We start from the raw sequence: 22,668 nt of genomic DNA on the forward strand, positions 1-22,668 counted from the left end.
GGGTGGTCAGCGTGCTGGAGCAGGTCGGAACCGTCGGTGAACTGCACGGACTCGATCCCTTCGCCGGTGACGAACCGGTCGACCCGGCGGTGTGGTGGTGTCGGCCGACCGACGACGCGATCGTGCTCGGGTCACGTCAACGCGACGACCTCGTCGACGAGGCAGCCTGTCGTCGGGCCGGGCTGGCGGTCGTGCATCGCCGGTCGGGCGGGGGAGCGGTCGTCATGCGTCGTTCGACGACCCTGTGGATCGACGTCGTGCTCCCCGCCGGATTCGCGCCCGACGACGTTCGGGGTTCGATGGAGTGGATCGGTGGACATTGGCGTGATGTCCTGACGCCGATCGTCGGCGCGCCGCTCGCGGTGCATCAGGGTGGCATGGAGTGCTCGGTGTGGTCCGACCTGGTGTGCTTCTCCGGGGTGGGCCCCGGCGAGGTGCTGCTCGGGTCGGACAAGCTGGTCGGGCTGAGTCAGCGACGGACCCGACGCGGCATCCGGATCCAGGGCCTGGTCTACGGCGCCTCGGTGGCAGGGGAGTACCCGCACGTGCTGCGTGGCGCGCTGCCCTCCGAACCACCGGCCGGCCAGGCGTGGCACGCCGGACTCGACGGTGCCCGTGTCGCCGCCGAACTCGCCGATCGAATCACGCCCGTGTAATTCGCGCGCAGCGCGCGCAGTACTGCGATCCGGTCCCCGGACCCCGGACCGGTCAGTGAGCAGCGAGTACGGGGCAAATAGGGGGTAATTGGGTCGATTAGGTTGACTTTGGTGACCGCGCAGCGTCATACTTGCCGCCACGGGAGGTGCTCATGGCTCTCGGGTGAGGCAGCAGGTCCATGGGCTCTGATCGTTGGAAGGTCTGGCACGAACCGTGTTCGTCGGCGAATACGACCGCAGTGTTGACGGCAACGGCCGTCTGGCTCTGCCGTCGACCTTTCGGGACCTGCTCGGTGATCGCTGTTACGTGACCATCGACCCGGGTGGCTTCGTCGCCATCACGACCGTGGCCAACTTCGAAGAGGACGCCGCCAAGCTGCTCGACGAGGTCCGCAACGGCATCCGCCCAGAATCGACACTGCGCAACTTCGGTGTGAACTCGTCGATCGCTGCCATCGACAAGCAGGGCCGGATCACGCTCGACGAACCGAGCCGCAGGCACGCCGGGATCCAGCCGGGTTCGCAGGCCATGCTCGCCGGTGCGATCAGCAAGCTCGAGGTCTGGCGCCCGTCCCGGTACGCCACGATCCGCGGCGAGGACGCGGTCGTCGAGCCGTCACGGGTCTGGCCCGACGAGGAGGACGCATGAGCGACTTCGACCACGTCCCCGTGATGCGCCAGGAGATCGTCGACGCTCTCGCTCCGACGCCACCCGGCGTCATGGTCGACGCGACCCTCGGGGGTGGGGGCCACAGCGAGGCGTTCCTCGAGGCTCGCGACGACGTCCGGATCCTCGGTCTCGACCGCGACCAGGACGCGCTCGACTTCGCGACCCGACGGCTGGAACCGTTCGGCGAGCGCGTGATGACCCACCGGTGCCGCTTCGACCAGCTGCGCGAGGCGTTGGACGCACACGACGTCGACGGGATCACCGGTGCGCTGTTCGACCTCGGCGTGTCGTCACCGCAGCTCGACCGGCCCGAGCGCGGGTTCTCGTATCGGCACGACGGCCCGCTCGACATGCGCATGGACGGCGACGCGCCCTGGTCGGCCGACGACGTCGTGAACGGCTACGCCGAAGCCGATCTGTCCCGCGTCATCCACCGCTACGGCGACGAGCGGTTCGCACGGCGCATCGCCGCGGCGATCGTCGCCGCGCGTCCGATCGAGTCGACGACCCGACTCGCCGAGGTGATCACCAGCGCGATCCCGGCACCGGCGCGACGTACGGGTGGCCACCCCGCCAAGCGCACGTTCCAAGCCATCCGGATCGAAGTCAACGGCGAACTCGACGCGTTGCCCGACGCTCTCGACCAGGCGATCGAGGCCCTCGTGCCCGGTGGACGGCTCGCCGTGCTCTCGTACCACTCCGGCGAGGACCGGATCGCCAAGGAGCGGATCCGTGCCGCGGAGACCGGCGGATGCGAGTGCCCGCCGGAGCTGCCGTGCGTGTGCGGAGCCGTCAAGACCGTACGGATCGTGCGCGGGGTCCCGAAGCGGCCCGGCGCCGAGGAACAGAGCCGGAATCGTCGAGCCAGCTCCGCCCGCCTGCGGGTCGCGGAGAAGCTCGACACGAGCAGCGAGAGCGTCGTCTGATGGCGTTCCCCCTGCTCCAGCCCGGCCTGCCCAAACGGGCCAACTCGACCGGCAAGAAGCCGGCGCTGTCGGTCGTGCCCGCACGGCGGCGCGTCGCCTGGTTCGCGGTCACGCTGACGGTGCTGGTGTCTGCCGTGATGATGGCGGCCGTCGGCCTCCACACGCGGATCGCCGAACGCCAACTCGAGATCGACGAACTCGAACGCGGGGTGCGCAGCGCCCAGGAAGACTTCGACGTCCTGCGGTCGCAGCGTGCGGAGCTGCGATCGCCGACGCGGATCTCCGCCAAGGCGAGCGAGCTCGGGATGGTCGTCGGTTCCGAGAGCGAGTTCGTCGCCGTCGACCCGATGACCCTCGCGATCACGATCGCCCGGACCGGCCAGGTGCCGGTCGACGACCAGATCCTCGTCGGATCCGATCAACAATTGGAGCCGCTCGATCAGTTCCGACTGGTCAAGGAAGTCAGCGCCGAAGCCCCATGAGCCGTCGTACCCCGCCGCCCCGGCCCGTCCGACGCAAGGCACCCCAGGTCCGCCGCACCGCCACGCCGCCGCGCCGGGGGAGTTCCTCGGCGACGGCGACCCGCACGAGGTCGACCGGTTCGTCGACCCGTCGCTCGCCCGCGTCCGCATCGCGCTCGGGGAACTCGTCGCGTTCGAGCGCATCGTCGCGTTCGGGCTCGGCACACTCGCGGACATCGGCTCGTTCCGCGTCGGCCCGGCGCTCCGCTCCGCCGCAGCGCGCCCGGCGCGAGGTGACGCGTCGGGAGCAGCCCAGCTCGGCGAGTCGCCGTCACTCGGGCATCCGGCGGTCGGTGAAGCGCCGTGTCGTGGCGCCGAAGCACGCCGCTCGACGTCCGAGCGCCAGGCTCGGTGTCGGGACGCCCTCGACGCGACTCCGTCTGCTGCTGGTGATGCTCCTCGCGGTGCTCGGGACCGTCCTGTTCAAGGTGGCGAAGATCCAGAGCGCCGGCGGGGAGTCCTTCCGCATCGCCGGCGCCGAACAGTGGGAGCGAGTCCGTCCGCTCGCCTCGGATCGCGGCACGATCTTCGACCGCAACGGTGAGGAACTGGCCATGTCGGTGCCCGCCTACTCGATCAGCATCAACCCGAAACTCGTCGTCGACGAGGCCGGGACGGCCCGCGTGCTCCAGAGCATGCTCGGCCTCGACGACGTCGAGGCCCAGGAACTGTACGAGGCGATGGTCGCCAAGGAGACCGGGTTCAAGTACGTGCAGCGCGAGGTCGACGTCGCCACCGGCGAGCAGATCGCCAACCTGCGTCTCACCGGTGTCAACGTCGACGCCGAGGACAAGCGCGTGCTGCCCGGTGGCGACACCGGCCGGAGCGTCATCGGTCGGACCGACATCGACGGCGTCGGCACGGCGGGCCTCGAGGAACAGTACGACGCGCTGCTCACCGGCACCCCCGGCTCGCTGCGCAAGGAGATCGCGCCCGGTGGGCGGTCGATCCCCGGCAGCGAGCAGATCATCTCGACCCCGGTCCCGGGCAACGACATCATCCTGACGATCGACCGCTCGATCCAGTTCGCGGCGGAAGAGGCGCTGCTCGAGCGCGTCGGCGAACTCGACGCCAAGTCCGGCACGATCATCATCATGGACACCGACACCGGTGACGTCTACGGGATGGCGTCGGTGCAGCGCAACGACGAGGACGTCGTCGAGATCACCAGCGGCAACTACGCCGCCGTCGCCGCGTACGAACCCGGCTCGGTCGCCAAGGTCGTCACCATCGCGGCGAGCCTCAACCAGGCGGTCGTCGAGCCGCACAGCACGTTCGTCGTTCCATGGCGCAAGGAGTACGCGGACGACCTGCTCACCGATTCCCACCAGCACCCCGACGAACTGATGACCGTCGAGGACATCCTCGTCGAGTCGTCGAACATCGGCACGATCATGGTCCAGCAGGCGCTCGGCGGCGACGACTGGGAGATGGCCCGCCGCACGCACTGGGAGTACCTGCGCAGCTTCGGGTTCGGTGAGAAGACCGCGCTGGACTTCCCCGACGAGTCGAAGGGCATCCTGAAGCACTGGACCGATCTGTGGGGCTCCGAACGCGTCACCGTTTCGTACGGCCAGGGGTTCGCCGCATCGTCGATCCAGATGGTCTCGGCCGTCAACGCGATCGCGAACGACGGCACCTACGTCGCCCCCCGGCTCGTCGCCGGCACGGTCGGGCCCGACGGCGAGGTCATCCCCGCCGAGCCGTCGGCGACCCACGAGGTGGTCCGCCCCGAGATCGCCGAGCAGGTGCAGCAGATGATGCGGGCCGTCGTCTGTGACCCGGCCGGTACCGGCAAGCGTGCCCAGGAGGGGCTCACCACCTTCAGCGTGGCCGGCAAGACCGGCACCGGACTGAAGGCGCAACCGAACGGTACGTACCTCAACGAGGCGGGTGACCGCGTCTACTACGCCAGCTTCGTCGGGTTCTTCCCGGCCGAAGACCCGCAGATCACGGTGCTCGTGTCGATCGACGAGCCGCCCGCCGGTGACATCAACCGCTTCGGCGGTACCGCCTCGGCGCCGGTGTTCCGCGAGTTGGTCCCGACGATCGCCCACGAGACGAACCTGCAGCCGCCCGCCGACATCACCCCCTGCGCGCCGTGAACGAGCGCACCGTGTCGGCCGAGACGGTGGCCGCAGCGATCCCGCCCTCGATCGTGCTCGAGGTGATCGGTGCGGCGACCGACATCGTCGATCTGACCCACGACTCGCGAGATGTTCGGCCCGGCGTCGGTTTCGCCTGCGTCGTCGGTGACCGCTCGGATGGACACGACTTCGCAGCGCAGGCGGTCGAGGACGGAGCGACGATGCTGATCGCCTCGCGTCGGCTCCCACTCGACGTCGCCCAGATCCTCGTCACGGATGTGCGGCGTGCGATGGGGTACGCCGCCGCCGCGGTGCACGGCTTCCCGTCGCGGGCCCTCGAACTCGTCGGCATCACCGGCACCAACGGCAAGACGACGACGGCGCAGATGCTGGGAGCGATCCTCACGGCGAGCGGTCGCTCGCAGCGCACGCTCGGCACGCTGTCGGGCGCCCGCACGACACCCGAGGCCACCGACCTCCAGCGTCGGCTCGCCGAGTTCGTCCGCGACGGCGTCGAGAGCGTCGTGATGGAGGTGTCGTCGCACGCGATGGTGTACCACCGCGTCGTCGGGGCGGAGTTCGACGTGGTCGTGTTCACGAACCTGGGTCGCGACCATCTCGACCTGCACGAGTCGATGGAGTCGTACTTCCGCGCCAAGGCGTCGCTGTTCGACCCTGCGTTCGCCGCGGTCGGCGCGTCCAACGTCGACGATCTGCACGGACGACTCCTCGTCGATGCGGCGTCGATCGAGGTGACACCGTTCGGTCTCGCCGATGCCGCCGACGTCGAGGTCGGCGTCGCCGAGCACTCGTTCACCTGGCGCGGCCATCGGGTCCATGTGCCGATCGGCGGTGGGTTCAACGTGCTCAATTCGCTCGCAGCGCTCACGGCAGCGTCACTGCTCGGCCTCGACCCGGCCGATGCCGCGTCCGGTCTCGGCCACCTCGCGCCGGTGCCCGGACGATTCGAGACGGTCAGCGACCCCCGCCGGCATCGTGCCGCCGTGGTCGTCGACTACGCACACACGCCCGACGGGCTGCAGGAAGTCCTGCGATCGGCGCGCCGACTGGTCGCCGGGGGTCGTGTGATCGCCGTGTTCGGCTGCGCGGGCGACCGTGACGTCGAGAAGCGGGCACCGATGGGTGCGGTCGGGGGAGACCTGGCCGACGTCGCGATCGTGACGTCCGACAATCCCCGGAGCGAGGACCCGCAGGCGATCGTCGACCAGGTCGTCGCCGGCGTGGCCGCGTCGGCACGTTCGAAGGTGCGTTCCGAGGTCGACCGCCGAGCTGCGATGGCCGACGCGATCCGCCTCGCCGGACCCGACGACATCGTCGTGATCGCCGGCAAGGGACACGAGGCGACCCAGACGATCGGTGATGAACAGCGTCCGTTCGATGACAGAGTGGTGGCTCGTGAGCTCCTCGACGAGCTGGCCACCATCGACATGACTGGAGACGCCTCGTGATTGCCGTTCTGATCGCCGGCGCGGTCTCGACCCTGATCTCGCTGTTCGGGACCCGCTACCTCATCGTGTTCTTCCGCACCCGCGGGCAAGGGCAGCCGATCCTCGGCAAGGAGGACCACGGCCCGGAACACCACATGGTCAAGCAGGGCACGCCCACGATGGGTGGCATCGCGATCGTCGTCGCCGCCTTCGTCGGCTGGGCGGTCGCGCACGTGCGCGACATCGCGTTCTCCGACCAGGCGATGATCGTGTGGGTCGGCATCCTGTCGATGTCGTTCATGGGGTTCCTCGACGACTGGATCAAGGTCCGCAAACGCCACAACCGAGGCATCTTCTGGAAGCAGAAGAACTACATCACGATGGCGATGGCCTTCGGATTCGCAGCCTGGCTCGCGACGACGACCGGCATCGACGAGTCGGTGACGCTGGTGCGCGCCGGCGACCTCGGGTTCGAGGTGCCGACGATCCTCTGGATCATCTGGGCCGGCGGCATCGTGTGGGCGACGACCAACGCCGTCAACGTGACCGACGGGCTCGACGGGCTGGCGGGCGGCTCGGCGCTGATGGGATTCGGTGCGTTCATGATCATCGCCTACTGGGGTTTCCGAAATCCCGACGTGTACAGCGAGATCGTCAACCCGCTCGACATGGGGGTGCTCGCCGCCGGCTTCGCCGGTGCCTGTCTCGGTTTCCTGTGGTGGAACGCGGCACCCGCGCGCATCTTCATGGGCGACGTCGGCGCGTTGGGTATCGGATCGGCGTTGGCCTTCCTGGCGCTCACGCTGAACACGCACCTGCTCTTGATCCTGATCTGCGGCATCAACGTCATCGAGGCTGGTTCGGTCGCGGTCCAGATGGGCGTGTTCAAGGCGTCCGGTCGGACCCGTCGCCTGTTCCGCATGTCACCGATCCACCACCATTTCGAGCTGGGCGGTTGGCCGGAGACCACGGTCATCATCAGGTTCTGGCTGATCTCGGCGATCTGCGTCGCATCGGCCCTCGCGATCTTCATCGCCGACTACACGCGGGTGATCGGCTGATCATGCGCGCGCTCGTGTACGGCTTCGCGATCGCCGGCGAGTCGACCGTGCGCGCGTTGCTCCGCCACGGCCACGAGGTCGTGGTCGTCGACGACCGCATCGACGACACCAAACGAGATCTGGCGGACGCGCTCGGGGTCGAGCTGCTGCACACACCCCTCGACCCCGGCGCGTTCGCCTGCCAATTCGACGTGATCGTGCCGGCTCCCGGCGTGCCCGAGACGCACCCGATCGTCGTCTCGGCCCAGCGTGCGGGGGTCCCGCTGGTGTCGGAGATCGAACTCGGCTACCGCTGGGAGCAGGAACGCCCCGGCGGGCCACGCCCGATCCTCGCCGTCACCGGGACCGACGGCAAGACGACCACCACCGACATGACCGTCGCCATGCTCCGCGCCGCCGGTCGACGCGCCGAGGCGGTCGGCAACACCGATGTGCCGTTCGTCGACGCGATCGACACCGATCTCGACGTGTTCGTGATCGAGTGCAGCAGCTTCCGGTTGGCGTGGACCGAACAGTTCCGGGCCGACGCCGCCGTGTGGCTCAACTTCGCCCCCGACCACCTGAACTGGCATCGCTCGCTCGAGAGCTACGAGGCGACCAAGGCCCGGATCTTCTCGCTGCAGTCCGCCACCGATGTCGCCGTCGGATTCGCCGACGACCTCACCGTGATGCGGCACCTCGCCGACGCTCCGGGACGCCGATGCTCGTTCGGTCTGGAACACGGCGACTATCGGCTCGACGGGACCACGCTCGTCGGCCCGCTGGGTCCGATCGCCGACACCGCGGCCATGGCGCGCAGCCTGCCGCACGACATCACCAACGCGCTCGCCGCGTCGGCACTGGTGCTCGAGACGGGTCTCGCCGACGCCGATGCCATCGCCACGGCGCTCGCCACGTTCGCCGCGCAGCCGCACCGGTTGGAAGAGATCGGGCGTGCCGGCGGAGTCACCTGGTACAACGACTCGAAGGCGACGACGCCTCACGCAGCGGCGACCGCGATCCGAGCATTCGACTCGCTGGTGCTGATCGCCGGTGGGAGCCGCAAGGGCGTCGACCTCTCGCCGATGGCGACGACGGGGTCGCGCGTGCGGGCGGTCGTGGCGATCGGAGAGGCTGCGCCCGACGTCAGCGCCGTGTTCGCCGACTCGACCGATGTGACCGTCGCCGACTCCATGGCCGACGCCGTCGCTCTGGCCGGCGAGCGTGCCGAGCCCGGCGACGCCGTCGTGCTGTCGCCCGGATGTGCCAGCTTCGACTGGTACGTGGGCTACCACGCCCGGGGCGACGACTTCCGCCGTCTGGTCCGGGAGCGACTCGCGCTGCCCGGAGACACCGTTTCGCCGACCCTCGAGGCCACGGCATGACCGTCGCCTCCTTCCAGAAAGCAGGTCGATACCGATGACCTCCGCGATGAATCCGTGGTCGGCGACGTCCGACGTGCGCGCACGCCGGGCCGCCGCGCTCGATCGTCTCCACGGAGGCGCCGACTACTCGACCAAGGCACGCCGGGCGAAGCCGTCACGTCGAGCCGTGCAGATGAAGGAACCACGCGTCACCGAGCAGCTCGGACCGACGCCCGGCGTGTTCTACGCGATCATGGTGATCGTCGCCGTGTTCGTGATGCTCGGGCTCGTCATGGTGCTCTCGGCCACGTCGGCCAACCAGGTCGGCGGCGACGAATCGCCGTACTCGATCTTCAACCGCCAGCTCCTGTGGGCCAGCCTGGGGTTCGTCGCGATGATCGTCGCCTACAAGGTGCCGTACCAGCGCTGGCGGTCGTTCGTCGTGGTCGGCTCGATCCTCGCTGCCGGCAGCATGATGCTGCCGTTCGTCCCGGGTCTCGGCGCGACGATCAACGACGCCAACTCCTGGGTGCGGTTCGGTTCGTTCGGGTTCCAGCCGTCCGAGTTCCTGAAACTGGCCGCGATCGCGTTCCTCGCCGACACGTTCGCCCGTCACCGCGACGAACTCCACGAGCCGCGCCGCGGTTTGATCCCGCTCGGAGTCGTGGCGTTCGGGAGCGCCGGCATCAGCTTCCTGCAGGGCGACCTCGGATCGGCCATCGTGCTCGCCGCGGTCGTGCTCGCCGTCGGGTTGATCGCCGGGGTACCGATGATCCACGTCTCGTCGATCGGGTTGATCGGAGCCCTCGGCGCGACCATCGCCGTCGTGTCGGACCCTCGGCGCTTCAATCGACTCGCCGCCTTCCGCGACATCGAGGGCAACAAGGAGCATCTCGCCTGGCAGTCGTGGCAGGGGCTGCTCAGCATCGCCAACGGCGGCATGACCGGTTCGGGCATCGGCGGCAGCAACTCCAAGCTCGGGTACCTGCCGCTCGCCCACAGCGACTTCATCTTCGCGGTGATCGCCGACGAGCTCGGCTTCATCGGTTCGGTCGCCGTCATCGGGGGGTTCGGTCTCCTGGTGTGGTTCGGGATCCAGACCGCGCTGGCCGCGCCCGACCAGTTCGGCCTCATCCTCGCCGGGGGGATCTCCGCCTGGTTCGGGGTGCAGGCGATCGTCAACCTCGGCGGCGTCGTGGGCCTGATGCCCGTGACCGGGCTCACGCTCCCGTTCTTCTCCGCCGGCGGAACATCTCTGTTCACCTCGATGGTCGCCGCCGGGCTCCTGCTCAACGTGGCCCGACGGGCCGTGACCGCCCCTCGCCGACGCGCTGCGCCCACGTCGACCCCGTCCCGGTCGGCCCGCCGGTCGCCGGCTCTGGTGCGGTGACGGAGACGTTCGCCGTCGTCACGGGCGGCGGTACCTCGGGTCACGTCCTGCCCGCCATCGCCGTCGCCGAGGCGCTCGTCGCTCGAGGACACGATCCGTCGACGATCCACTACATCGGTGCCGTGCGCGGTATCGAGACGCGCTTGCTGCCCGAGACGCCGTTCGCGCACACGTTCTTCGACGTCGTGGGGTTCCAGCGCAGCTTCAGTCGCCGCAACATCGCGTTCGTGCCGAAGATGGTCCGAGCCCGGCAGCAGGCGATCCGGCTCCTGCGATCGCTGCGACCGAGCGTCGTCGTCAGCGTCGGCGGATACGCCAGCATGCCGGCCGTGTTCGCGGCTCGAGCCCTCGACATCCCCGTCGTCGTGGTCAGCTACGACCTGCTGCCCGGCCGGGCGAGCACGCTCGCCGCCAAGCGGGCCGCGGCATCCGCGGTCGCGTTCCCCGACTCGCCGCTGCCGCGTGCCACGCTCACCGGTGCCCCGGTCCGCCAGTCGATCCTCGACGTCCGGCGCGGACGTGATCGAGCGGTCGCCCGGCATCGCCTCGGGCTGCCGTCCGACCGTTTCGTCATCGCCGTCATGGGCGGATCCCAGGGGTCCGGACTGCTGAACGAGGCGATCGCGCGACTCGTCGACGAGCGCCGCGACGACGCATCGATCGCGATCCGACACGCGGTCGGTGAGCGGTTCCTGGACGAGGCGGCACCGGCAGCCGACGGCACGTCCGGCATCCTGTACCAACCGATCGGCTACGAGACCGAGATGCCGCTCGTGTACGCCGCCGCCGACGTCCTGGTCGGGCGCGGCGGGGCCAGCACGGTCCACGAAGTCGCCGTGACCGGCATCCCGGCCGTCCTGGTGCCCTGGGCGAACTCGGCGGAAGACCACCAGACGCTGAACGTGCGCTGGCTGTCCGACGCCGGCGCGGCGGTGCTCCTGACCGAAGACCGCATCGGCGAGCTCGGCGTCGTGCTCCACGAGCTGCAGGTCGATCACGAGCGGCGGTCGACACTGTCGGCACGAGCCGCCGAGTTGGGCGAGACACATCGCCGCGGCGCCCTGGCCGAACTGATCGACGAGGTCGCCGCACGATGATTCGACCACCGTCGACGGTCGACGGCTGCGGTCGTCCGAACCCGCCCGTCCCCGTCGGCGGCATGGCGCCCGTCGCGGGTGGCGGTCTCCTAGCCTGAGCGGTGCTGTGAGCACCGTCGTAACCACCCCCGTCGCCCCACTCGACCTGTCGACGCCCCGTCGCCTGCACGTGATCGGCGCGGCCGGGCCCGGCATGAGCGCGATCGCGATCGCATTGGCCCAGATGGGGCACAACGTGTCGGGGGTCGACCTGCGCGAGAGGCAGATCCTCGACCGCCTGCGTGCGGCGGGCGTCATCGTCCACATCGGGCACTCGCGATCGCACGTGGTGGGGTGCGATGCCGTCACCGCGTCGACCGCGATCCCCGCCGATCTCAACGAGCTCGACGAAGCCCGCAAGCTCGGCGTCACCGTGCTGAGCCGAGCGGGCATGCTCGCGTCGATCTGCGCACAGGCCAAGTCGCTGGCGGTCGCCGGCACACACGGCAAGACGACCACGACCTCGATGTTGATGCTGATCCTGAGCGAAGCCGACCTCCGGCCGAGCTTCGTGATCGGCGGCGACGTCCGTGACATGGGCACCGGGGCCCACTGGACCGGTGGCGAATGGTTCGTCGTCGAAGCCGACGAGAGCGACGGCACGCACCTCGAACTACCGCTGTACGGCACGATCCTCACCAACATCGACGTCGATCACCTCGACCACTACGGCTCGATCGACGAGATCGAGCACTCGTTCGACCGGTATCTGTCGCAGATCCCGGGCCCGAAGGTCGTGTGCGTCGACGGTGAACGGGCGGCAAGCGTCGCCGCCCGGCACCCCGACAGCATCACCTACGGTCTCGACGCCGCTGCGCAGTTCCGCGCCGTGAACCTCCGGCCCGACCACGGCTCGTTCCGTTTCGACGTCGAGCGCGACGGCGAACTGCTCACGTCGGTCCACCTGCCGCTGCGCGGCGAACACAACGTCGTCAACGCCACTGGTGCCCTCGCGCTGGCGGTGGCGATCGGCGTCGACCCCGCGGTGGCGGCCGACGCGCTGTCGCGGTTCGGTGGCGTGGCGCGCCGCTTCGACGTGCGCGGATACGACGGGGGAGCCACGTTCGTCGACGACTACGCCCACCTGCCGACCGAGATCGACGCCGTGCTGCGAGCCGCCCGCGACAGCGGCGACGACTGGCGACGGCTGGTCGCCGTGTTCCAACCCAATCGGTACAACCGGATGGCCGAGATGTGGCGCGACTACGGCGATGCGTTCACCGCGGCCGATCTGATCGTGCTGACCGACATCTACCCGTCGGGTACGCAGCCGATCCCCGGCGTCACGGGCAAACTCGTCGTCAACGCCGTGCTCGACGACCACCCCGATGCCCGAGTCGTGTGGCTGCCGCGTCGCGACGACCTCGTGTCGTTCCTCGCCTCGCACGTCGGCGACGGCGACGTGTGCATCTCGATGGGGTGCGGCGACATCGCCTCGCTGCCCGACGAGGTCCTCGCCGCTCGGGGTGCGGTGTGACGGTCTCCGTCGTCGACGAGGCATCCGACCTGCTCGGAGCGCACCTCGGCGACCGCCTCCGGCGCGACGTGCCGCTGGCACCGATGACCACCTATCGGGTGGGTGGTTCGGCAGCGATGTTCGTCGACGTCGCGTCGCTCGACGACCTGATGGCGGTGGCCGACGTGCGAGCGCGGACCGGCGTGCCGGTGCTGGTCGTCGGCCGTGGTTCGAACATGCTCGTCGCCGACTCGGGGTTCGCCGGCGTCGCGTTGTCGATCGCCGGTTTCGCCGACCACATCGACCTGCCCGACCCGATGATCGCGGCGCAGAACGAACCGGGGTACCCGCTCGTCGTCGCCGCCGGCGGTGGTGTCTCGCTCCCGGTGCTGGCCCGCCGGACGGCGACGGCCGGCATCCGTGGTTTCGAGTGGGCCGTCGGTGTGCCCGGCTCGGTCGGCGGTGCGGTACGGATGAATGCCGGCGGACACGGTTCCGACATGGCCGCCCACCTGATCGACGTCAGCGTCTTCGACATGAACGCCCCGGAGTCAGGTCTGCAGACGCTGCCGGCCGAGCGGCTCGGGCTGCGCTTCCGCGCCTCCGACCTGGCGCCGGCGCACATCGTCCACGAGGTGCGACTGCAGCTGGAGTCGGGCGATCGTGCCGAGGCGGACGACGAGATCAGCGCCGTCGTCAAGTGGCGTCGCGAGCACCAACCGGGCGGTCAGAACTGCGGGTCGGTGTTCGTCAACCCGGTTCCGGGCGAGGTCACGGCGGGTGGTCTGATCGACGGGTTGGGGCTCCGTGGCTTCTCGATCGGCACGGCGTTCGTGTCCGACAAACACGCCAACTTCATCCAGGCGAGCGACGGCGGCCGTGCCGCCGACGTGCGGGCCGTGATCGAACACGTCCGCGACGCGGTCGCCAGCGAGACCGGATACCGACTGCGCAGCGAAGTGCGGCTCGTCGGGTTCGACGACACCGACCCGCTGTCGTTCGACGAAGCAGGCGGGACCGATGCCTGAGTCCCACGAGCACGAACCCGACCAGGCGGCGCTCGACGAGCTGATGCGCGCCTTCGGCCGGGGACCCGATCCCGACACCGTCCCGGACGAGACGGACGAGCCGGGTGCTGATGAGGACGATCGCTCCGACCACGACGCGTTCGTCGACATCGACGCGTCCGACGGTCTCGCGTTCGATGATGCCGACGGCGAGCCGGCCGAGTTGCTGATCGTCGAACAGGAACCGATGGAGGCACCGGTCGACCCGACGCCGACGCCGCCCACGGTCATCCGCATCGACGACTACAGCGGATCGACGGTGGTCGACGTCGCCGGCGACGAGCAGGCACCGCCGGTGAGCGACGTCGCACCACCGCCGAGCGGCGACGACGAGGCGCCCGTCGTCATCGCGATCGAGGACGAAGACCTTCCCGACGCCGTGTACGTCGCCGGGAACCTCGAACGGTCCGGTAACCGGTCGATCGTGTTCATCGAGGACGACGACACCGGCGACACGATCGCGCCCGACGCCGAACGAGACGTCCGCCGCGGGATCGAGCCGCGCATGCGCGAACGTCGCGCTGCGGTCAGACGGGCGATCGGCCGCAAGCGGCTGCGCTGGATCCTGCTGGTGCTCGTGGTGGTCGTCGTCGCCGTCGGCGGTCTGGCGGTGCTGGGATCGGGGCTGTTCGCGGTCAAGGCCGAGAACGTGCGGGTGTTCGGAGCCGTTTACGCCGACGAAGAACAGGTGCAGGCGGTCGTGGACGATCTGGTCGGAACACCGACGTTGCGGGCCGACAGCCAGGCGGCCGAAGTCGCGCTCGAGCGGATCCCCTGGGTCGACGAGGCTCGCGTCCGGGTGTCGTTCCCGAACAGTGCCACGATCGAGATCCGTGAACGTGAGGCCTGGACGACCTACCAGGGGCCCGATCAGCGCTACCGGGTGCTCGATCGCGAGGGGCGCGTCCTCGCCGTGCTCGACGGGTATCCGATCGCCTACCTGCTGCTCGCCGGCCCCGACCCGGTCGACCTCGAACCCGGCGACTTCGCCCCCCAGGGCTACGCCGCGGCATCGGAGTTGGCGAAGAACCTGACCGGCTCGATCCGGGGGCAGGTGTCGTTCGTCTCGGTGACCTCCGACGGTTCGAGGCTCAGCATCTTCCTCGACGACGGCACCGAGGTGCGTTTCGGGGCCGCACGTGATCTCTTCAACAAGCTGCTCCGGCTCGAGACCACGCTGGCGAACAATCCCGAACGTGAACCCGGCGTGATCGACGTCTCGACCAGCGAGGTGACCCTCTGATCGAGGTGGAGGCGTCGGCTCCGATCGACGGTTGGGGAAGGGGTCGGCCACTCGGCGGGCTAGCATCACCGCAGCTGTGGGCTTCTACGTGCCAGGATGTCGCGTTGAGACGTCGATCGCAGACTGCAGAACCATGACTTCACTGACCCGCTCTACCTCGATCCACCTGTTCCGACGGAGGAATCACTGATGGCCGCCGCACCCACCAACTATCTCGCTGTGATCAAGGTCGTCGGTGTCGGCGGCGGCGGCGTCAACGCTGTCAACCGGATGATCGACGCCGGTCTGAAGGGCGTCGAGTTCATCGCGGTCAACACCGATGCGCAGGCGCTGCTCATGAGCGACGCCGACGTCAAGCTCGACATCGGCCGTGACCTGACGCGCGGGCTCGGTGCCGGCAGCGATCCCGAGGTCGGACGCACCGCTGCGGAGTCGCACAACGACGAGATCGACGAGATGGTCAAGGGTGCCGACATGGTGTTCATCACCGCCGGTGAGGGCGGTGGCACCGGCACCGGTGCCGCGCCCGTGATCGCCGAGGTGGCCCGGGCCGCCGGCGCACTCACGATCGGCGTCGTCACCCGGCCGTTCGGGTTCGAGGGCCGCCGCCGGTCGGTGCAGGCCGACAACGGCGTGCAGCGCCTCAAGGAAAAGGTCGACACGCTCATCGTCATCCCGAACGACCGACTGCTCTCGGTCGCGAACGACAAGACCAGCGTGCTCAATGCGTTCAAGATGGCCGACGAGGTCCTCCTGCAGGGCGTGTCCGGCATCACCAACCTGATCACCACCCCCGGCCTGATCAACACCGACTTCGCCGACGTCAAGATGGTGCTCTCGAACGCCGGGTCGGCGCTGATGGGTATCGGACAGTCCAGCGGCGACGAGCGAGCGGTCTCGGCTGCCAAGCAGGCGATCTCCAGCCCGCTGCTCGAGTCGGCGATCGACGGCGCCCGCGGCGTGCTGCTCAACATCACCGGCCCGTCCAGCATGGGCCTGTTCGAGATGAACGCCGCCGCCGAGATCATCCACGGCGTCGCCCACCAGGATGCGAACATCATCTTCGGCACCGTCATCGACGACGAGATGGGCGACGAGGTCAAGGTCACGGTCATCGCCGCCGGCTTCGACCGACTCGACAGTGCGTCGTCGTCCGGCGGGCTGTCGCTCGGCAACGGTGGCGGGTCCACCCGGATCACCGAGTTGTTCGCCGAGCCGGAAGCGGCCGAGCCGATCGACGATGACGACGACGACTTCGACGTCCCGTCGTTCCTCAAGTAGCGGCCGCAGCGTCACGATCGCGTGCTCCACGCGCCGTGACGGCGACTTCCACCTGACCCGACAACCGCGGCCCGTCCTCGAGCGCACCCGTCGTGCCTTCGTCGACCTGCCGTGGACGATGACCGACCAGCGGCACGGCCGTGACGTCGTGCGGGTGACGGCGCCCGGCGATGGCGACGGTGCCACCGGCGACATCGCCATCACCGGCCTCGACGACGTCGTGCTGGGCTGCTGGGTCGGCGACTGCGCCCCGATCGTCCTGATCGGCGCCGACCGCCAGTTCGCGGTCGTCCACGCCGGCTGGCGTGGTCTGGCGTCAGGTGTCGTCGACGCCGCCGTGGCGGCGTTCGACGAACCCGTCGTCGGCGCCGTGCTCGGCCCGACCATCGGGGCATGCTGCTACGAGTTCGGCGATCACGACCTGGTCGCCGTCGCCGCCGGCACTCACGCCGATCCCGAAGCGATCCGAGGGCGCACGACCTCCGGCGCACCGGCGCTCGACGTCGAGGCTGCCGTCCGGTCAGCGCTGGCGGTCCACGAGCTGTCGGCCGACGTGCTCGCCGGGTGCACCGGCTGCACCTTCGACGGCTTCTCACACCGTGTCCGCCGCGACGCCGAACGCCACGTCGTGGCGGCCTGGAGGAACGGCGCATGAACGACGCAGCGACCGTGGCGTCGCGGCTCGCCGAGACGCGAGCCCGGATCACCGCCGCCGGCGGGGGACCGGAGGTCGACATCCTCGCGGTGACCAAGGCGTTCGATCCCGAGGTCGTCGCCGTCGCCGTCGCCGCCGGATGCCGCTCGATCGGCGAGAACTACGCGCAGGAACTCCTCGCGAAGCAATCCGCGATCGGCGCTCATCCTGGCCTCGGCGTGCACTTCATCGGCCAGTTGCAGACCAACAAGGTGCGTCAGATCGCCGGTCTGGTGACGCTCTACGAGACGATCGACCGGGCCAAGCTCGCTCGTGAGGTCGCCAAACGAGCGCCGGGCGCCGCCGTCCTGCTCCAGGTCGACACGTCCGCGTTGACCGGTGACGAAGCCGATGGCAAGGGCGGATGCCCGATCGCCGAGCTAAGTGCGCTCGTCGAATCGGTCGGTGAGGTCGACCTCGACCTCCGGGGCCTGATGACCGTCGGCCCGACCGAGGGTGGCCCCGCTGCGGCGAGGATCGGCTTCGATGCGGTTCGTTCGGCGACCGATCGGCTCGGCCTCGCGATGTGCTCGATGGGCATGTCCGGCGACCTCGAGGTCGCGGTCGAGTGCGGGTCGACGCAGGTACGCGTCGGAACCGCTCTGTTCGGTTCTCGACCTGTCCCCATCTGGCGTGAGCAGGGGCGATAGGCTCCGCGGCAAGGAGGAAGTCAGCACATGTCTTTCTGGAAGCGAACGATGGACTATCTGGGTCTGGGTCCTGACGACGCATACGACGACTACGACGTCGAAGAAGAGTACGAACCAGCCCCTCGAGGCCGTCGGCAAGACGTAGAGGCGCGCGCTCCGCGCCAACGCGACGAGACCGGTGGCGAAGGAGTCGTTCGCACGTTGCCCAGCCGTCCCACGTTCCCATCCCGTGACTTCGACCCGTCGCAGGCGCGTCGCTCGAACGAACGCGACGACTCCGGTGTGCAGCCGCGACCGAAGGGCAACGGCCGCCAGGCGTCCGGCAACAGCGAACCGGCCACGGTCAAACCGCGCCGATTCGACCAAGCCCAGGAAGTCGCCGACAAGTTCAAAGAGGGCAACCCGGTGATCATGAACCTCGAAGGCTCCGATCGCGAAGTGGCCCGCCGTCTGATCGACTTCGCCAGTGGCCTGTGCTACGGCCTCGACGGCTCGATGGAGAAGGTCGCCAACGGCGTCTATCTCCTCAAGCCGATCTCAGCACGCACGCCTCGGTACGACGAGTACGACGACTGAGCCCGGCAATGGAGCTCTCACCCGCCCAGATCACCGAGGCGTCGTTCCGTACCATCCGCAAGGGGTACGACCCCGACGAAGTCGATGCGTTCCTCGCCGAGGTCGCCAAGGCACTCGAATCCTCCCGGCAGCAGGCGACCGCGATGGAGGCACGCGCTCGTGCCGCAGTCGCCCGCCTGCAAGAGGTCACCGCCGCCGCTGCGGCCGAGCCCGCACCCGCGCCGCCCGAACCTGCCCCGGCGCCGCCGCCCGAACCGGTCGAGGCGCCGACCGTGCAGCTCCCGGCTGCCGAGTCCGAGGCGATCTCCCGAACCCTGTTCCTGGCGCAACGGACCGCCGACTCCACGGTCGCCGAGGCGCGGAGCGAGGCCGAACGGATCCTCGGCGAGGCCACCTCCGAGGCCGAAGCGACCATCGACTCCACGCGCGAGATGTCCGCGCAGATGATCGAAGAGGCTCGTGCCGAGGCGAGGAGCGCATCCGAAGCCGAACGCGTCGCCGCCGCGAACGAGGTCGAGGCGCTGGTCGCCCGCCGCGAGTTCCTCGTCGGCGACGTCGACCAACTCGAGCGGTTCCTGATCGACCAGCGCGACCGCCTCCGCGGTGCCGCACGCCAGATCGAAGCGCTCTGCGAGCGTGTGCCCGAGGGCCTGGGCTCGGTGCGGCCGCCGGCGTTGTCGGCGTCCGACGACCACGAGCAGGGCGACCCGACCGAAGAGATGCAGCGGCCGTCACCCGACGACGACCAGGACGACGATTCGTCGAGCCGAACCGACGGCGAAATCGACCCGACCGCTCGCTAGCATGCCTCCAACGGCATCGACGAGCCATCACCTCCGAGCCTCCGGAAGAACGGCTCCTGGTCGACAGGAGCTCAGTAGAACCGGACGGGTCCAGCCCGTCACCGCTGGCGAATGCGAGCGGCCGTCTCCTGCGGGAAGCGGCAAGCAGGGTGGTACCGCGGGCTCCGGCTCGTCCCTGGCAGAACCGACACCGCCAGGAGCCAACGTGAACCAGCCCGCATACCCCGCCGTGACGTCACAGCCGAACCTGCCCGAGCTCGAACGCGCCGTCCTCGACCGCTGGAAGCGTGAGCAGACGTTCCGCGCATCGGTCGAACAGCGCCCCGCGGGCGACGACGGTGACAACGAGTTCGTGTTCTACGACGGCCCCCCGTTCGCGAACGGACTGCCGCACTACGGCCATCTCCTCACGGGATACGTCAAGGACGCCGTGCCCCGCTACCAGACGATGCGCGGTCGTCGCGTCGAGCGTCGATTCGGATGGGACTGCCACGGACTGCCCGCCGAGGTCCAGGCCGAGAAGGAGCTGGGCATCGCCGGCCATCCCGAGATCACCGAGTTCGGCATCGACAAGTTCAACGATGCCTGTCGTACGAGCGTGCTGCGGTACACCTCCGAATGGGAGGAGTACGTGACCCGCCAGGCCCGCTGGGTCGACTTCGACAACGACTACAAGACGCTCGACACCGACTACATGGAGTCGGTCATGTGGGCGTTCAAGTCGCTGTGGGACAAGGACCTGATCACCGAGGGGTTCCGGGTGCTCGCGTACTGCTGGCGCTGTGAGACGCCGCTCAGCAACACCGAGACCCGGATGGACGACGTGTACCGCGATCGGCAGGACCCGGCGCTCACGGTGCGGTTCCGGCTCACCGAGGGGTTGCCGGGTGGAGAGGACGTACCGACCTCGATCCTCGCCTGGACGACGACGCCATGGACGCTGCCGTCGAACCTCGCGCTCGCCGTGGGACCCGACATCACGTACGCCGTCATGGAGGAGGACGGACAGCGGTACGTGCTCGCCGAGTCGCGCCTCGCCGCCTATGAGCGTGAGCTGGAACATGCCACCCGCGTCGGCGAGATCTCGGGTTCCGAGCTCGTCGGCCGCACCTACGCGCCGATGTTCTCGTACTTCGCCGACACGCCCAACGCCTTCCAGGTGCTCGGTGCCGAGTTCGTCTCGACCGAGGACGGCACCGGCATCGTCCACATGGCTCCCGGCTTCGGCGAGGACGACCAGATCACCGCGAACGCGGTCGGTATCCCGACCATCTGCCCGATGGACGAGCACGGCCAGTACACCGCCGAGGTCGTCGACTACGTCGGCCAGCACGTGTTCGACGCCAACCCGGCGATCATCCGCCGGCTCAAGGACGAGGGCGTCGTCGTGCGCCACGACAGCTACGACCACTCGTATCCGCACTGCTGGCGCTGCGCCCAGCCGCTGGTGTACCGGGCGATCTCGTCGTGGTTCGTCAAGGTCACCGAGTTCCGCGATCGTATGGTCGAGTTGAACCAGGACATCACCTGGGTGCCCGAACACATCAAGGAGGGCAGCTTCGGCAAGTGGATCGAGAACGCCCGCGACTGGGCGATCAGCCGCAACCGGTTCTGGGGTTCACCGATCCCGGTCTGGAAGAGCGACGACCCGACCTATCCCCGGATCGACGTGTACGGCTCGATCGACGACCTGCAACGCGATTTCGGCACGACGGTCACCGACCTGCACCGGCCGGCGATCGACGACCTGACGCGCCCGAACCCCGACGACCCCACCGGACGGTCGACCATGCGACGCGTTCCCGAGGTGCTCGACTGCTGGTTCGAGTCGGGCTCGATGCCGTTCGCCCAGGTGCACTACCCGTTCGAGAACGCCGAGTGGTTCGAGAACCACTATCCCGGTGACTTCATCGTCGAGTACATCGGTCAGACGCGCGGCTGGTTCTACACGATGCACGTGCTGGCCACGGCGCTGTTCGACCGGCCGGCGTTCTCCAGTTGCCTCAGCCACGGCATCGTGCTCGGCGACGACGGTCGCAAGATGTCGAAGTCGCTCAGCAATTACCCGGATCCGAACGAGATGTTCGACGTCCACGGGGCCGACGCGATGCGGTGGTACCTGCTGTCGTCGCCGATCCTGCGGGGGGCCGACTTCTCCGTCACCGAGACGGGGCTGCGCGACACCGTCCGCCATGTGATCCTGCCGTTCTGGAACGCGTACTACTTCCTGACGCTGTACTCGAACGCGGCCGGGACGACGGGAACGTTCCGGACCGATCAGACCGACGTTCTCGACCGCTACCTCCTCGGTGAGCTCCGCGGGCTGGTCGAGGGTGTCACGGAGACGATGGACGTCTACGACCTGTTCGGCGCGTGCGAGAACGTCGCGACGTTCCTCGACACGCTCACGAACTGGTACATCCGCCGGAGCCGTGACCGGTTCTGGGCCGGTGACCAGGACGCGATCGACACACTCCACACCGCGCTCGTCACGCTGTGCCAGGTGGGAGCACCGCTGCTCCCGCTGGTGTCCGAGCACGTGCACGACGGTCTGACCGGCGGGGCGGGCAGCGTCCACCTGACCGACTGGCCGGCCGCCGACCAGTTCCCCCGCGACAGCGATCTGCACGCCGGCATGGCGCAGGTCCGCGATGCGTGCTCGACCCTGCTGTCACTCCGCAAGGCGGAAGGGTTGCGCGTTCGGTTGCCGCTGGCCAAGGCGGTCGTCGCGACTCCCGACGTCGACCTGATCGCCCCGCACGTCGACATCCTGCGCGACGAACTGAATGTGAAGGACGTCGAGCTCACGGTCGACGTCGACCGGTTCGGCCGAAAGGAACTGATGCTCAACCCGAAGGCGCTCGGGCCACGGCTCGGCGGGCAGATGCAGCAGGTCGTGAAGGCGCACAAGTCCGGTGATTGGACGGTCGAGGGCGATGTCGCGACCGTCGGCGGGGTCGAACTGCAGCCGGGCGAGTTCGACTTCCGTCTGGTCTCGGGTGACGACGGGGGAGCGGTGGCGACGTTGAAGAACGCCGCCGGGCTCGTCGTGCTCGACACCGCCGTCACGCCCGAACTCGAGCGAGAGGGGACCGCACGCGACCTCATCCGCCAGATCCAGCAGGCGCGGCGTGAGGAGGGGCTCGACGTGAGCGATCGCATCGACCTCACCGTGACGGGTCCGGCCGAGGTGGTCGAGGCATTCGAGGCCCATCGAGAACTCGTCATGAGCGAGACGCTCGCGGTGTCGGCATCGGCCGAGACGGGCGACGCCTCGGTGCGGGTCGCTCGCAGCACCGGCTGATGGCCCGGCTCGTCGTTCGCGCCCAGCCGAATGCCCGGCGCGACGGCTTCAGCGGTTGGTTCGGTGACCTCCCGAGGTTCTCGGTGAGGGCGGCACCCGTCGACGGTGCGGCCAACGAGGCGATCGAGCGGGCGCTGGCCGCCGCGCTCGGTCTGCGGCGTCGGGCCGTCCGCCTGATCGGCGGCGCGGGGTCGCGCACCAAACGGTTCGAGGTCGACGGCCTCGATCAGGATGGTCTCACAGCGCTCGTCGAGCGACTGAATCCGCGTCGCATCGAAGCGTCGTCGCACGTAGACCCCCACATCGGGGAATGAAACGGGTAGAGTCCGGCGTTCACATTCGCCAGGAGGTGCACC

The 22,668-nt window shown here is 69.1% G+C and carries 20 protein-coding genes; all 20 read left to right on the plus strand.

The window, feature by feature from the left end; all coding sequences use genetic code 11:
- Positions 1–2 precede the first annotated feature (2 nt).
- The 20 genes from R8G01_02160 to R8G01_02255 all read left to right on the plus strand — a co-directional run bounded on the left by R8G01_02160 (position 3) and on the right by R8G01_02255 (position 22,626).
- Positions 3–656, plus strand: coding sequence for a hypothetical protein (locus tag R8G01_02160; protein MDW3212771.1), 654 nt, complete (start codon positions 3–5; stop codon positions 654–656).
- Between the two features lie 307 nt (positions 657–963).
- Positions 964–1,305, plus strand: a complete 342-nt coding sequence (locus tag R8G01_02165; protein ID MDW3212772.1) for a division/cell wall cluster transcriptional repressor MraZ — start codon at positions 964–966, stop codon at positions 1,303–1,305.
- Positions 1,302–2,252, plus strand: coding sequence for a 16S rRNA (cytosine(1402)-N(4))-methyltransferase RsmH (gene rsmH, locus R8G01_02170; GenBank protein MDW3212773.1), 951 nt, complete (start codon positions 1,302–1,304; stop codon positions 2,250–2,252). Before R8G01_02165 ends, rsmH begins: the two co-directional genes overlap by 4 nt.
- Positions 2,252–2,734: a hypothetical protein gene (locus tag R8G01_02175; protein MDW3212774.1), complete on the plus strand. Its 483-nt coding sequence runs from the start codon at positions 2,252–2,254 to the stop codon at positions 2,732–2,734. Before rsmH ends, R8G01_02175 begins: the two co-directional genes overlap by 1 nt.
- A gap of 332 nt (positions 2,735–3,066) precedes the next feature.
- The gene (locus R8G01_02180; protein MDW3212775.1) at positions 3,067–4,878 is read left to right on the plus strand and encodes a penicillin-binding protein 2; all 1,812 of its coding nucleotides are present in this window, start codon (positions 3,067–3,069) and stop codon (positions 4,876–4,878) included.
- Positions 4,875–6,329, plus strand: coding sequence for a UDP-N-acetylmuramoyl-L-alanyl-D-glutamate--2,6-diaminopimelate ligase (locus tag R8G01_02185; GenBank protein MDW3212776.1), 1,455 nt, complete (start codon positions 4,875–4,877; stop codon positions 6,327–6,329). Before R8G01_02180 ends, R8G01_02185 begins: the two co-directional genes overlap by 4 nt.
- Entirely contained in the window at positions 6,326–7,369 is a 1,044-nt protein-coding gene (gene mraY / locus R8G01_02190; protein ID MDW3212777.1) for a phospho-N-acetylmuramoyl-pentapeptide-transferase, read from the plus strand. The genes R8G01_02185 and mraY overlap by 4 nt, the downstream gene beginning before the upstream one ends.
- 2 nt (positions 7,370–7,371) lie before the next feature.
- On the plus strand, positions 7,372–8,733 hold the full coding sequence (gene murD, locus R8G01_02195; GenBank protein MDW3212778.1) for a UDP-N-acetylmuramoyl-L-alanine--D-glutamate ligase: 1,362 nt from the start codon (positions 7,372–7,374) through the stop codon (positions 8,731–8,733).
- 34 nt (positions 8,734–8,767) lie between these two features.
- Positions 8,768–10,102 (plus strand): putative peptidoglycan glycosyltransferase FtsW, encoded by a 1,335-nt coding sequence (locus tag R8G01_02200; GenBank protein MDW3212779.1) that lies wholly within the window; start codon positions 8,768–8,770, stop codon positions 10,100–10,102.
- Positions 10,099–11,199 (plus strand): UDP-N-acetylglucosamine--N-acetylmuramyl-(pentapeptide) pyrophosphoryl-undecaprenol N-acetylglucosamine transferase, encoded by a 1,101-nt coding sequence (locus R8G01_02205; GenBank protein ID MDW3212780.1) that lies wholly within the window; start codon positions 10,099–10,101, stop codon positions 11,197–11,199. The genes R8G01_02200 and R8G01_02205 overlap by 4 nt, the downstream gene beginning before the upstream one ends.
- A 106-nt stretch (positions 11,200–11,305) precedes the next feature.
- Positions 11,306–12,715, plus strand: coding sequence for a UDP-N-acetylmuramate--L-alanine ligase (murC, locus tag R8G01_02210; GenBank protein MDW3212781.1), 1,410 nt, complete (start codon positions 11,306–11,308; stop codon positions 12,713–12,715).
- Complete coding sequence (gene murB / locus R8G01_02215; protein MDW3212782.1) at positions 12,712–13,722, plus strand: UDP-N-acetylmuramate dehydrogenase; 1,011 nt, start codon at positions 12,712–12,714, stop codon at positions 13,720–13,722. Before murC ends, murB begins: the two co-directional genes overlap by 4 nt.
- Positions 13,715–15,004: an FtsQ-type POTRA domain-containing protein gene (locus R8G01_02220; protein ID MDW3212783.1), complete on the plus strand. Its 1,290-nt coding sequence runs from the start codon at positions 13,715–13,717 to the stop codon at positions 15,002–15,004. The genes murB and R8G01_02220 overlap by 8 nt, the downstream gene beginning before the upstream one ends.
- Before the next feature lie 189 nt (positions 15,005–15,193).
- Positions 15,194–16,285: a cell division protein FtsZ gene (ftsZ, locus tag R8G01_02225; protein MDW3212784.1), complete on the plus strand. Its 1,092-nt coding sequence runs from the start codon at positions 15,194–15,196 to the stop codon at positions 16,283–16,285.
- A complete protein-coding gene (locus R8G01_02230; GenBank protein MDW3212785.1) occupies positions 16,245–16,940 on the plus strand; it encodes a polyphenol oxidase family protein in 696 nt (231 codons plus the stop codon). Before ftsZ ends, R8G01_02230 begins: the two co-directional genes overlap by 41 nt.
- On the plus strand, positions 16,937–17,629 hold the full coding sequence (locus R8G01_02235) for a YggS family pyridoxal phosphate-dependent enzyme (GenBank protein MDW3212786.1): 693 nt from the start codon (positions 16,937–16,939) through the stop codon (positions 17,627–17,629). Before R8G01_02230 ends, R8G01_02235 begins: the two co-directional genes overlap by 4 nt.
- A gap of 27 nt (positions 17,630–17,656) precedes the next feature.
- Positions 17,657–18,205 carry a cell division protein SepF gene (locus tag R8G01_02240; protein MDW3212787.1) on the plus strand — a complete coding sequence of 183 codons (549 nt, stop codon included), beginning with the start codon at positions 17,657–17,659 and terminating at the stop codon, positions 18,203–18,205.
- Between the two features lie 8 nt (positions 18,206–18,213).
- Positions 18,214–19,008, plus strand: a complete 795-nt coding sequence (locus R8G01_02245) for a DivIVA domain-containing protein (protein ID MDW3212788.1) — start codon at positions 18,214–18,216, stop codon at positions 19,006–19,008.
- A gap of 205 nt (positions 19,009–19,213) precedes the next feature.
- The gene (ileS, locus tag R8G01_02250; GenBank protein MDW3212789.1) at positions 19,214–22,312 is read left to right on the plus strand and encodes an isoleucine--tRNA ligase; all 3,099 of its coding nucleotides are present in this window, start codon (positions 19,214–19,216) and stop codon (positions 22,310–22,312) included.
- Positions 22,312–22,626, plus strand: a complete 315-nt coding sequence (locus tag R8G01_02255; protein MDW3212790.1) for a DUF167 domain-containing protein — start codon at positions 22,312–22,314, stop codon at positions 22,624–22,626. Before ileS ends, R8G01_02255 begins: the two co-directional genes overlap by 1 nt.
- Positions 22,627–22,668 lie beyond the last annotated feature (42 nt).

It is taken from the genome of Ilumatobacteraceae bacterium (assembly GCA_033344875.1).
Classification (GTDB): domain Bacteria; phylum Actinomycetota; class Acidimicrobiia; order Acidimicrobiales; family Ilumatobacteraceae; genus Ilumatobacter.